This window comes from Leifsonia sp. Root112D2, assembly GCF_001424905.1.
Lineage (GTDB): Bacteria > Actinomycetota > Actinomycetes > Actinomycetales > Microbacteriaceae > Root112D2.
Genome location: NZ_LMCU01000001.1, coordinates 2,313,168 through 2,325,634, shown reverse-complemented (window position 1 = coordinate 2,325,634; position 12,467 = coordinate 2,313,168). Strand labels below are relative to the sequence as shown.

10 protein-coding genes are annotated in these 12,467 nt (G+C 67.5%); all 10 read right to left on the bottom strand.

What is annotated here, in order from left to right:
- Positions 1 to 7: 7 nt before the first annotated feature.
- The 10 genes from ftsY to ASC63_RS10725 all read right to left on the bottom strand — a co-directional run bounded on the left by ftsY (position 8) and on the right by ASC63_RS10725 (position 12,462).
- A complete protein-coding gene (gene ftsY / locus ASC63_RS10770) occupies positions 8 to 883 on the bottom strand; it encodes a signal recognition particle-docking protein FtsY (protein WP_055812966.1) in 876 nt (291 codons plus the stop codon).
- 24 nt (positions 884 to 907) lie between these two features.
- Positions 908 to 4,519, bottom strand: coding sequence for a chromosome segregation protein SMC (gene smc / locus ASC63_RS10765; RefSeq protein ID WP_055812963.1), 3,612 nt, complete (start codon positions 4,517 to 4,519; stop codon positions 908 to 910).
- A 132-nt stretch (positions 4,520 to 4,651) separates the two neighbouring features.
- Positions 4,652 to 5,626 carry an aldo/keto reductase gene (locus ASC63_RS10760; protein WP_055812960.1) on the bottom strand — a complete coding sequence of 325 codons (975 nt, stop codon included), beginning with the start codon at positions 5,624 to 5,626 and terminating at the stop codon, positions 4,652 to 4,654.
- The gene (locus tag ASC63_RS10755) at positions 5,623 to 6,324 is read right to left on the bottom strand and encodes a TetR/AcrR family transcriptional regulator (RefSeq protein ID WP_055812958.1); all 702 of its coding nucleotides are present in this window, start codon (positions 6,322 to 6,324) and stop codon (positions 5,623 to 5,625) included. The genes ASC63_RS10760 and ASC63_RS10755 overlap by 4 nt, the downstream gene beginning before the upstream one ends.
- 123 nt (positions 6,325 to 6,447) lie before the next feature.
- The gene (gene mutM / locus ASC63_RS10750; protein ID WP_055812955.1) at positions 6,448 to 7,365 is read right to left on the bottom strand and encodes a bifunctional DNA-formamidopyrimidine glycosylase/DNA-(apurinic or apyrimidinic site) lyase; all 918 of its coding nucleotides are present in this window, start codon (positions 7,363 to 7,365) and stop codon (positions 6,448 to 6,450) included.
- A gap of 9 nt (positions 7,366 to 7,374) precedes the next feature.
- The gene (rnc, locus tag ASC63_RS10745) at positions 7,375 to 8,082 is read right to left on the bottom strand and encodes a ribonuclease III (RefSeq protein ID WP_055815380.1); all 708 of its coding nucleotides are present in this window, start codon (positions 8,080 to 8,082) and stop codon (positions 7,375 to 7,377) included.
- Positions 8,083 to 8,098: 16 nt separating this feature from the next.
- On the bottom strand, positions 8,099 to 8,302 hold the full coding sequence (gene rpmF / locus ASC63_RS10740) for a 50S ribosomal protein L32 (RefSeq protein ID WP_055812951.1): 204 nt from the start codon (positions 8,300 to 8,302) through the stop codon (positions 8,099 to 8,101).
- Positions 8,303 to 8,304: 2 nt separating this feature from the next.
- On the bottom strand, positions 8,305 to 8,850 hold the full coding sequence (locus ASC63_RS10735) for a YceD family protein (RefSeq protein ID WP_055812948.1): 546 nt from the start codon (positions 8,848 to 8,850) through the stop codon (positions 8,305 to 8,307).
- A 5-nt stretch (positions 8,851 to 8,855) separates the two neighbouring features.
- Complete coding sequence (locus ASC63_RS10730) at positions 8,856 to 11,126, bottom strand: transglutaminase TgpA family protein (protein ID WP_162242893.1); 2,271 nt, start codon at positions 11,124 to 11,126, stop codon at positions 8,856 to 8,858.
- Positions 11,119 to 12,462: a DUF58 domain-containing protein gene (locus ASC63_RS10725; RefSeq protein ID WP_157487657.1), complete on the bottom strand. Its 1,344-nt coding sequence runs from the start codon at positions 12,460 to 12,462 to the stop codon at positions 11,119 to 11,121. Before ASC63_RS10725 ends, ASC63_RS10730 begins: the two co-directional genes overlap by 8 nt.
- Positions 12,463 to 12,467: the final 5 nt, after the last annotated feature.

The window sequence follows — 12,467 nt, the reverse complement described above, 5'->3', positions numbered from 1 at the left end:
GTGTCTCCTAACCCACGAGTTGCTGCACGAAGACGTGCGGGGTGAAGCCGGTGAGGTCGTTGATGCCCTCGCCCTGGCCGACCAATTTGATGGGGATGCCGGTTTTCTCCTGCACGGCCAGCACGAAGCCACCCTTGGCTGAGCCGTCGAGTTTCGTGAGCACCAGGCCGGTCACTCCCGCGTGCTCGATGAAGGCCTGCGCCTGGGCCAGGCCATTCTGGCCGGTGGTGGCGTCGAGCACGAGCAGCACCTCGGCGATGGACGACTGCTTCTCGACGACCCGCTTCACCTTGGCAAGTTCGTCCATGAGCCCGCCCTTGGTCTGCAAGCGGCCGGCGGTGTCGATGATGGCGACGTCGATCTCGTTCGTCTTGGCGAATTCGACCGTCTGAAAGGCGACGGATGCCGGATCCTGCCCCTGCTGCTGCGGCCGCACGATCTGCGCGCCGGCACGATCCGCCCACGTCGCGAGCTGTTCCACCGCTGCGGCCCGGAACGTGTCCGCGGCGCCGACGACCACGCTGCGGCCGTAGGTGCCCAGGAACTTCGCGAACTTGCCGATGGTCGTCGTCTTGCCGACGCCATTGACGCCCACGACGATGACAACGGCGGGGCGGTCGGTGAGCTTGAGCGTGGGATTCAGCTTGGAGAGGCGCTCTTCGAGGCTCTCGCGCAGCATCCGTTGCAGATCTGCGGGGTCGGTGGTCTTGAAGCGGTCGACCTTGGCGCGCAGTTCGGAGACGACAGCATCGGTGATGTCGGGGCCGAAGTCGGCGCTGATGAGCGCATCCTCAAGATCATCCCAGGTCTCGGCGTCGATCGTCTTCTTCGTGAACATGCCGCGCAGTGCGCCGGAAAGGGACCACGGGGTGCGTTCTGCCATGTCGCCCAGTCTATTCGCGCAGGCTCAGGCGGATTCGCGCTCGGCGACGCGCTGGCCGACGACGGCGGAGACGCCGTCTTGGCGCATCGAGACGCCGTAGAGGGCATCCGCGATCTCCATGGTGCGCTTCTGGTGCGTGATGACGATGAGCTGGCTGGTTTCGCGCAGATCCTCGAAGATCGTGAGCAGCCGGCCCAGGTTGGAGTCGTCGAGCGCGGCCTCGACCTCGTCCATGATGTAGAACGGGCTGGGGCGTGCCTTGAAGATCGCTATCAACAGGGCCACGGCGGCCAGCGAGCGCTCCCCGCCGGAGAGCAGCGAGAGTCGCTCAATCTTCTTGCCCGCGGGCTTCACCGAGACCTCGATGCCCGTCGTGAGCAGATCGTCGGGGTTCGTGAGCTGGATGCTGCCGGTTCCGCCCGGGAAGAGAATGGGGAAAACCTCGGCGAACGCCGCCTGCGTGTCGTCGAAGGCACTGGCGAAAATCGCCTGCATCTTCTCGTCGATCTCATCGATGATGGTCAGCAGGTCTTTGCGGGTGTTCGTGAGGTCGGTGAGCTGCTCGGTAAGGAACTTGTGGCGCTGCTCGAGGGCGGCGAACTCCTCGAGCGCCAGCGGGTTGACGCGGCCAAGTTGGGCGAGCTTGCGGTCGGCCTTGGCGAGACGGGACTGCTGCTGTTCGCGGTTGAAGGGAATGGTCTCGGGCGCCTCGGCGGTGCCCGGGGTCTCGAGTGCCTCGGGGGTCTCGATACTCTCGCTGGCGCTCGCTACTCGACCGGCGGGATCGTCCACAGGGACCGGCACCTCTGGCCCGTATTCGGCCACGAGCACGTCTTCCACGAGACCGAGCTCGCTGCCGGCGCGCTCCAGCAGACCGGAGAGGTGCAGCTTCTTCTCATAGATCTGCAGTTCCAGCCCGTGCACGTTCTCGGTGATGGCCTGCAGCCGCTCGCGCAGCGCGCTCTCCTCGCGCCGCAGGCTCGACAGTTCCTCGTTTTGGCTCGCCCGCTGGGCCTCGGCCGTCGTGAGCTCGACGCGCGCCTCGGCAACCGAGCGATCCGCGGAGTCGAGCACGGCCGGCAGCGCCTCGATCACGGCGGTGGCGGCATCCACCTGGTGACGGCGGATGACCGCCCGCCGGGCTGCCTCCTCGGCCGCTGCCCGATCGGCCTCGAGACGGCGGGCCAGACTCTCGCCACGAGCCTGCTCGGCCCGCACCCGCTCGCGCGCGGTCTCGACGGCCAGCCGAGACTCGACCTCCGCCTCGCGCGCCGCATCCAGCTCGGCCGAGAGCGCGTCTCGAGCGCTCACATCCAGGATCGGCCGGGGCCGGCTCGACGCCGTCTGCAGCTCGCCCTTCGCCTTCTCGGCAGCGGCCTCGGCCTCGGCCACGGCGGTGCTCGCCAGCGCCAGCGACGCCTCAAGTCGCTCGGACTCCGCCTGCGAGGCCTCGAACTGAACCCTCAGCCGGTTGAGCTGCTCGGTCTGTGCGGCCAGCCGGGAATCAAACTCCCGCAGGGCGGTCAGCGCCGCTTGCGATTGCTCCTTGGCCACCTGAAGCACACCGCGCTGCTCGGCGAGCGCGAACTTCGCGCGGTCGATGAGCGAGGTCACCTCGCCCAGCCGATCGGATGCCGCGTCACGGTCGGCCACGAGCTCCAGTCGACTGCGCTTGGCTCCCGAGCCGCCGCGCAGCACGTAGCGGCTGAGCACGTCGCCCGCCTTCGTGATGACGGTGACGGATGCTGCGGGCTCGCCCTTCACTCTGGCCCAAAGACGCCGCGCGGTCTCGAGGTCGTCGGCTATGACGACGTGCGAGAGGATGCCGAGCACGCCGGGCGGGGCGGTGACGACGGAGGTTGCGCGGACGGCGCCGTCATCAGCGGTTGCGATTTCGGGGGCTTTGAGACTGCCGCGGGCGGCCTCAGCCAGCGGGGTATCTGCCAGCAGCAGTTCGATGCGGCCCATCTGCTCGGCTTCTGCCCGCTGGAGGGCGTCGATGCCCGCGCTCAGATCATCGGCGAGCACGGCATCCGCCAGCGTGCCGAGGGCTGCAGCTATGGCGGCCTCATAACCGGGCTGCACCTGCACGTGTTCGGCGACGAGGCCACGGATGCCCGGCAACTTCGCCGCCACGAGCGCGCTCGAGCCGTCCTTCTGGTCGAGCGCGGAGGAGAGAGCGCTGGTGCGGGCGGCGAGGGCGTCACGTTCGCGCTCGAGCACATGCAGCTCCTCGCGCAGTCGTTCGATTTCGGCCTCGGCCTCGAACACCGTGTTCTGCGCCAGCTCGTACGCCTCGTCGAGGTCGGTCTCACCGGCATCCGCCGTTGCCGCCTCGCTCTCGCGCAGCACGAATTCGGCGTGCGCGCTCTCGCGACGTTCGGTCGCGGCATCCAGCGCATTCTGTTGCCGCAGCACCTCGCCGCGCACCGCTGCGAGGCGCGAGCCGGCGGCATCCGCCTGCCCGGTGAGCTTGGTGATCTCGAGGTCGTGACGGGAGACGAGCGCGCTCTGCGCGGCGATCTCCTCGTCGATGCCGTCGAGCCGGGACCGCGCCCCGCGGGTCGCCGTCTGGGCCAGCTGCCAGGCCGCCTCCGCCGCGGTGACCACCTCACGCAGGCGTTCGACCTCCGTGCGAGCGTCATCGACCATCTGGGTCGTGACACTCGGGGTGGACTCGCCGTCGTCTGCCTGGGATCCGAGCAGTGCGAGCCGCTGATTGGCGAGCGTGTAGAGATTGCGCAGCCGTTCCTGCACCGACTCGAGGCCGAAGCTCGTGCGCCGGGCCACATCAACGGCGTCACCCACCTGCGCCTGCTCCAGCCGGGCTATGCGCAACTGCTTCTGTTCCAGCTGCTCCTGCAGCACGATGCGCTCACTGTGTCGCTCGCTCTCAGTGCGTCCATGATCGTCGAGCGCCGTGCGCAGCGTGACCACCTCGTCCGCCAGCAGCCGAGCCTTGGCATCGCGCACTATCGCGGCGATCGACTGCGCCTCACGGGCTATCTCCGCCTGGTGGCCCAGCGGCTTGAGCTGGCGGCGGATCTCCCCGGCGAGGTCGCTCAGTCGGGTGAGATTGGTCTGCATGGCCTCGAGCTTGCGGAGGGTCTTCTCCTTGCGCCTGCGGTGCTTGAGAATGCCTGCGGCCTCCTCGATGAAGCCGCGGCGCTCCTCGGGACTGGCCCGCAGCACCGCGTCGAGTTGCCCCTGCCCGACGATGACGTGCATCTCCCGGCCGAGCCCCGAGTCACTGAGCAGCTCCTGCACGTCGAGCAGGCGACAACTCTGACCGTTGATGGCGTATTCGCTACCGCCGTTGCGGAACAGCGTGCGGCTGATCGTGACCTCGGAGTACTCGATCGGCAGGGCGCCATCCGCGTTGTCGATGGTGAGCGTCACCTCCGCGCGGCCGAGGGGCCCGCGCGTGGACGTGCCAGCGAAGATGACGTCCTCCATCTTGCCGCCGCGCAGCGTCTTCACGCCCTGCTCGCCCATCACCCAGGCGAGAGCGTCGACCACGTTGGACTTGCCCGAGCCGTTGGGCCCTACCACGCAGGTCACGCCGGTCTCGAACGCAAATGTGGTCGGCTGTGCGAAGGACTTGAACCCCTTCAGGGTCAGGCTCTTCAGATACACCCGATGCCTTTCCTCGTCGCTGCGCGATACCTGGTTACACGGTACCGGACTCCGGCCGTTCTCCCCGGCAGCGCGAGCGGGCTGTTGACCACGCGGGCAGCACGCCAGACGCGCAGTTTCTGTGGGTCGTCGTCAGCCGTTCGTGCCGCCTGGTCGTCGTAGCGCGTCGAGCATCCGGGCCGGCATCGCGGTCAGGGTGGCTGTTGTCTCGTCCTCGGCGGCGGTGAGTGCCTCGACCTCGATGTCGCTCAGCTCCGCGGCGACTGCGGCGGCGCGGAGGTTGTCCTCCAGGTGCCCGATGGACTTCGTGCCGGGGATCGGGACGATGACCGAGGAGCGTCTGAGCAGCCAAGCAAGCGCGACGGTGGACTCCGTGACGTCGAGTCGGCGGGCAGCTGCGGTGAGCGCGACGAGTCCGTCGGGGCCGCCGGTGGCGAGTGGGAAGTATGGCACGAACGCGATGCCGTCGCGTTCGCAGGCGTCGAGGACTTCGACGCCGGAACGGTCGATGAGGTTGTACCGGTTCTGCACCGCTGTGATTCGCGTGACCCGTCGTGCCTGCGCGAGGAGCTCGGAGGTGGCGCCGGAGATTCCGATGCGGTCAATCTTTCCTTCGTTCTGTAGGTCGACGAGGACGCCGAGGGACTCTTCCAACGGCACGTCCTCGCCGATGGAGCCGGCGCGACCATCGCTGTCGCCCCAGAGCCGGAGGTAGGTCAGGCTGCTGCGTTCGGTGCGGAGATCGAGGAGGGCGTCCTCGACCTGGGTGCGGATAGTTTCGGGACGGCTGTCAGTGAGCCATTCGCCCCGCGGACCCCGTGTCGCACCGACCTTGTTGCCGATAATGACGTCATCGCCGAACGGGGCCAGCGCGCGGCCGATCAGCTGGTTCACGGTTCGAGGCCCGTAGGCGTTGGCAGTGTCGAAAAACCGTACACCGCGGTCGACGGCGTAACGGAGCACGTCGATCGCGCTGTTCGGATCGTCGGGCAGGCCGATCACGCCGGGCCCTGCGAGTTGCATGGCCCCGTACCCGAGTCGGGGCACGGCGAGGTCTCCAATGGCGAGGGTCGGATCGAACTGAGCGGTGCCATCCAGGTCGGTCATGCTCGGTTTCCTTCAGGTGTCGGGGTAGTGGGCTCGTCCTCCGCGATGGCAAGCAACCATTGCCCGAAGAGGGCGGATTCAGCGGTGGTGAATACCCGCGATCTTTTCGGCAACTCGCGCAGCAGCACGCGAGCGGCCTGGGCGGGTGTCGTCCGGGCGGACGGCTGTCCGGTGAGTTGTTCGATCAGCGCGGCGCGGGTCGCTTCTGCCGCGGGGTCATCGATGGAGCCGTGTTGCCGGTTGAGTTGCGTGACGCAGCCGATCGCCATGCCGGTTGTCATCGATGCCGCAGTGTCGACATCGACGCGAAGCAGTCCGGCGTCGCGCATCCGCTCCAGACCAGCGCGAAGATGGGCGTCTGCCGTCGCGGCGGCGGCGCTCGTGCGCCCGGGCGAGTACATCAGCGCATACAGCGTCGGGTTCGTGAGGCCGAACTCGATGTGCAGATCCCACCCGGCGCCGAAGTCTTCGATGAGGTCCCCCGTGCGGAGCAGGCCCTGCTTTCGCTGCAAGTAATCCCCGAACGTCTGCTCCACCACTGCGTCGAGCAGACCCTCCTTCGTCCCGAAGTGGTGGTACAGGGTCGGGGCTGCGACACCCGACGCCTCGTACAGCTCGCGAGTGCTCGGCTCATGCGCGGGCTGGGCTACCAACAGCTTGGAAGCTGCATCTAACAGTCGCGTCCGCCCAGAAGTCATGTATCGACAGTACAGCAGAATGATTCACACCTATACAGTTGATACGAGTCCGCTCAGACCTCCCCGCAAAACTGCCCGGTGAAGGTATGGCGGTTTCTATAGCTCAAATCACACCATGCGCCGTTATCTGTTGCGCTGGCAACGCGGGCAAAAGTGGGAGCCGCGATTCATGAAGCTCTCACGCACGATAGCCGTTCCGCATCGTGGACAGGGTTTGCTCTGCCGGCCATAAACGTTAAGGGAATGGCTGAAGTAACCGGATGCCCCATTCACGTTCACGTACTGAGCGTCGAAGCTGGTTCCGCCCTCGGCGAGCGCCTTCGTCAGCACGAGGCGAATTTCGGCCAGCAGCAGCTGCGCCTTCGTACGGCTCAGCGAGCGTGCCGGCGTCTCGAAATGGATGCGTGCCGCCCACAACGCTTCGTCGGCGTAGATATTGCCGATGCCGCTGGCCAGGCTCTGATCGAGCAGCACGCGCTTGATGCCGCTCGATCGCAGCGTCAACGCGCGAACGAACGCGGCTTTGTCGAAGGCGGGGTCGAGCGGGTCGCGGCCGATGTGCGCCACCTGGCGGGGCACGAGAGCCTGGTCGTCGCCCAAACCGCCCGCCCGTCCGTCCACCGTCGCGACCAGGGCATCGACGGCCATGGAGCCGAAGATGCGCTGGTCGACGAAGTCGATGCGCAGCTCACCGTGCACCGGATGCTCCACGTTCAGCCGGATGCGCGTGTTGCGGTCATCGCTCGCCCCCGGCTGCCGCAGCAGAACCTGCCCGCTCATCCCCAGATGCGCCACGAGCGCCCTCGGCGCCGACCCTGCCGGCGCCGAGATGCGCGGCTCGAGCGGCAACCACAGGAACTTGCCCCGGCGCACCGCCGCGCGCATCCGCCGCCCCTCGAGCTGGGCCGCGAACGGGCCGCCGAGGGGGTCGTGACGTCTCAGCGAACGCGGCTCGAAGACCTCCACGGCCGAGATGAGCGCGCCCGTGACCGCCGGTTCAAGGCCGGCGCGCACGACCTCGACCTCAGGAAGCTCCGGCACTGTGTTCGTTCAATCGTGTTTGTTCAGCATCGTCCAGGCGGTGAGGGCGGCGGCCATTTCGGCGTGCTTCTTGCTCGTGCCCTCGCCCGTCGCGGTCACCAGACCGGGCACCGTCACCGTGGCGTGGAAGGTCTTGTCGTGGTCGGGGCCGGTGTTCGTGACCGAATAGACCGGGTTGCCCGCGCCACGGTGTGCCGAGGCCTCCTGCAGACTCGTCTTCGGGTCCATGGCCGCGCCGAAGCGGGTGGGGTCCTCCAACAGCGGCTCGATCAGCCGCAGTACCAGCGCGGTTGCGGCATCCGGTCCGGCACCGATGTAGCACGCACCGATGATCGCCTCGACGGTGTCGGCCAGAATCGACGCCTTGGTGCGGCCGCCGCTGGCGTCCTCACCCCTGCCGAGCAGAATGAATGGACCCAGGCCGATGGCGCGCGCCACCTGCGCGAGTGCAACGGTGCTGACCACACTGGCGCGTCGCTTGGCGAGATCGCCCTCGTCGAGGTGCGGGTTCTCACGAAACAGCTTGACCGTGACGGCCTGGCCCAGAATGGAGTCGCCGAGAAATTCGAGGCGCTCGTTGTGCGGGCTGCCGCCGTGCTCGTATGCGTACGAGCGATGGGTCAGCGCAAGCTCAAGCAACTCCGCGTCAAAGGTGATGCCGAGAATCGCAAACAGCGCGCCCCGCTCGGGGTCTTCCCCCTGCGGAGCGCGCCGGATGCTGTGATGCGCCTGACTAGACGTCGGCGACCTTGCGACCCTTGTACTCGAGGAACTGCGGGGTGCCCGCGGAGTCCTCGACGACCTTGGCACGGTGCGGCAGGCTGTACGTCACCTTGCCGTTTTCGACGGTCTTGACGAGCGTCGGTGCGGTCGCCTTCCACTGCGCGCGGCGCATACGGGTGCTCGCGCGGGACATCTTCCGCTTCGGAACGGCCATGGCTACTTCTCTTCTCTGTCGTCTTCGGAGGCTTCGAATCCCGCGAGCGCAGACCATCGGGAATCGATGACTTCTCGTGGGGTGTAATTCGGCTGATCGGCCAGCCTCTCCCCGGTCTCGGGATCGAGACCCGGGCAGTCAGGCCGGCACACCGGCTGGAACGGCAGTGCAAGCACCACCGCATCCCTGATCAGAGGTTCAAGATCCACGTGGTCGTCGTGAACCTCATAATCAAAAGCTTCGTCAGAAGAATACGCGAAAACCTCCTGAAAATCGACTTGGAGCGGCTGCTCGATGTCGATCAGGCATCGGCCGCACACTCCGGATGTCTGCGCCTGCAGTTCTGCGGTCACCAGAATTCCGTCGTGCAGCGCCTCCAGCCGCACCTCGGCGTCGACCTGCGAACCGGCCGGAATGCTGACCAGGCCCTCGCCGAGGCGTTCGGTGACGGGCATGATGAGGGAACGCTCGCGCATCTGGCCGGCACGATGCATGATGTCGTGCACCTCAAGGGTGTACGGGGTGGTTCGAAAGCTGCTCACGGCCATCAATCCTACGCGTTGTGCGCTGAGCGCGAGCCGTCAGAGCCCGGCAGCGCAGGAACCAGCGAGACCGGGCTGAACCGTGCGACAAATCGGGCCATGGTGGGGGCGTCTCGGTAGAGCCCGGCCACGACCGCATCGAGATCGCGTACGAGCGCGCGACGCTCGTCGGTATCAGGGGGTGCCTGCCGGTCGAAGGCCTCGCGTTCGACGGCGTCGCGCACGCGGGTCAACGCATCCGTATCATTCGGATCGCGCAGCCTCGATGCGATGTGATCGGCGAAGGCACGCGGCGTCTGCGTCGAGTACATCGGCGCGCGCAGATCGCGCGCGGTATCACGCAGCTCGCGCCACGCAACGCTCGCGGGCAGCTCTCCCGTGATCACTCTCGAGCGTCTGCGCCTGCGCACGATCAGCCGCGAGCCTGCGGGCAGCAACGCCAGAATCAACGCGGCGAGAACGATGAGCAACGCCGGCAGCGTCGCATCCGTTGTGGTGGCGCCGGGCGTCGACGCTGACCCGTTTTGATCGGGGAGCCTGGAGCCGGTCGACGGTGTCGGTGCGCTCGCACCCGCCGTCGCCGTGCTCGTCGGTGCGGGGCCAGACGGGTCGCTTTGCGGAATCGTGTACGACGGCACCACGCCCTGGCCCACGGTGGGCTCGAAGGCGAGCCAGCCGACACCGGCGAAGTACAGTTCGGGCCACGAGTGCAATTCGTCCGAGGTGACCGTATAGACGGTGCGACCGCTGGAATCGGTGGCCGTGCCGGTGCCGGGCAGGTATCCGATGGCCACGCGGGCGGGAATTCCCAGCACCCGCGCCATGACAGCCATGGCCGAGGCGAAGTGCACGCAATAGCCCGACTTCTTGGTCAGGAATGTGGCGATGACCGCGAGGCCGTCTCCGTCATAGCCCTGCTCGAGCGGGGTTTGCAGCGAGTACTCGAATCCCGAATTGCGAAAGTAGTTTTGCAGCGCCACCGCGCGCTCGTACTCCGATGTCGCGCCCTTCGTCGCCTTCTCCGCGGCCTTGGTAATGATCGTGGGCACCGAACCCGGCAGCTCAAGATCGGCGCGTACCGACTGCGGGATGAAGCTGTTGGCCGCACGCAACTGCTCCTCGCTGGGCTTCACTATCAGACTCGTCGCCGAATACGTCTGTTGGCCTGCGCTGGCGGACGTGCTGGCAATCGTGAGATCTCTCGGCGCCCAGGTCCACGCCCCGGTCTGCCCGTGAACACCGAGCACGGGGTATGGCACGGGAAGCCACGGGCTACGCAGATCACCGACCGAAACACGCGTCCGAATCTTCGTGCGCTCCACGGAATCGTTCAGGCCGGGCGCGGGCCCGATGCTGTCGTCGTCGGGCAGCGCCTTCGTCTCGCTGCGTGCATGCGTCCACGTCGCCCCGGTGAACCTGTCCAGCGTCGTCAGCTTCAGATAGGCCTGATCGGTGGACGTCGTCGAATAGCTCAGCACCGTTGTGGCCTGGGGCCTGCGCAGATCTTTGCCGAGGTCGATCAGCGGGTTCACACCGTTTCCGACTATCACGCCCGAGACCGAGAAGGGAATCGAACCGTCCGGAGCGAATCCCGGGGCCGTCACCGCAACGATGAGCGCGACGACGATGACGGAAGCTGCCGCGGAGATCGAGGCGAAGGCGCCCCGGGGAGCGAAGCGTCGCATCCGCACGTCGATACGCAGCAACCAGGCGTATGCAGCGATGCACAGCACCAGCCAGAACAGGTTGATGCCGCCATCGAGAAAGATCACCGGAACGCTGAGCACCATCAGAATCGGGATGCCCGCCATCGCGGGCAGGCGCAGCGCTACGGCCAGAAGCTCAAGGGCGAGCGCCACCAGCCCGGTTCCCGCCGCGAGCAGGAAGAGCAACTCCTCAACCGGCTGGGCCGGAACCCCCTGGGTGCTGATGGTCGGAACCACCTGGCCGGCGAGCTCGAGCAGCCGAGCGATGCTGGACGGAGTGGGAATGACGAGAAGGAATCCCGCGCCGCCGCCGAAGATCGCCGTGAGCGTGCCGATGAGGATGAGTGCACTGAACACAGGGCTGAGGCTTCTCGACACTCCAGCGGCGCGCAGGCCGGCCCCGGCAAACAGAACCAGGCCGCCCACGAACGCCATGAGCCACCACCAGCCCGCCCCGGCGAAGACGCCCGTGAGCGTGGCGGCCGCGGCGAGCAGCAGCACATAGAGCACACCGGTAAGGCGCCATTGCCCCCGCGACGCCCGGCTCTGCCCCTGCGTGTCGGCCGCGCTAGACACGATCCACCGCCTGCCGACTGAAACGGGCCGCCCGCCAGGCCGTGCCGAGCTCGGCACCGTGCCCGAACGGCACACAGTGCCAGCCCGCCGCCGTGAGCGGAGTGTCGAGGTCTGCGGCACCCGCGTCGAGAAGAAACGCCACGGAGACGTCACTGACGGCCGCAACCGGCGCCAGCGACGCGGCCATGCCGTCATATTCGTTGAGTATCACCGCGAAGACCGGCACGGCACCGCCTGCACGATGCAGGGATCCCATCAGCTCCGCCGCGTAGCCGGGGTTCTGTGTGCGACGCTGGCGGATTCCTGCCAGTCCCACGAGCAACGAGCGTTCCCCGCCCGGCATTTCGAATGCCGGCGCCAGTCCCCCCGCGCGCCCGCTGCGGCTGGATCCACCGCGCACAGCCAACTGCGCGGCGCCGGTCTCGAGCACATTCACCCGATATCCGGCGTTGATGAGTTTCACCCCGAGCGAGGCGACGAGCGTCACCGCCCGCTCGAAGGTGGCATCCGTCGAATCCGTCGCCAGCGGATGCCGCGCCTCGCCCGGCTCCGCACGCCGCGTATCGAACACGATCCAGGCCTCGGGATTGCTGCGCTGCTCCTCCTGGCGCACCATCAGCTCGCCCAGGCGAGCGGTGGCCCGCCAGTGCACGCGGCGCAACGGGTCTCCGTTGCGGTACTCGCGCGCTATCAGCTCGTCGGCGCCCGGACTCGTGCGCCGCAGCACCTGGTGCTCGCTGCCGTCGCCACCGATCGTCACGGGCTCCTCGTCGGCCGTCGTGTCGATGATCGGAGTCACCACCAGCTGTTTCACGGGACCGAGCGCGTATTCGCATCCGGCCAGCCCGAAGGGGTCACGGCGCATGATCACCATGGGCCCGATGTCGTAGATTCCGCGTGCGTTCGCCCGCACGCGGTGCTGCACGGCCAGCGGCCCTGTGCCGTTCAGGAACCGCGTTCCCGAGGCCCCGGCCAGACGCAGCCGCTCGGCCCGCTGCGCCTGAATGCCCCCCGGCATCAGATCACGCCACGCGGTGGATGCCGTGAGCTGCCCCTGCGGGTTCGTCAGCGTCATGGAGACGGTCGCCTCGTCGCCGGCTGCGATGACCCCCGGCGAGATCGAGCGGCTCACGCCAAGCCGCGGGCGGGTCAGCGCCACGATCATCATCGAACCAAGCGGCAGCAGCGCCAGCGCGAGCCCGATCAACAGCAGGTCCTGTCGCCCCCACGTGGCCGCGGCGGCGAGAACCACCAGTCCTGCTGCGAAGATCGCCCACCCGCGTGCGGTCGGGCGGGGCCCATGCACGAGCATTCGCGCGCGACCGCGTCGAAACACGATAG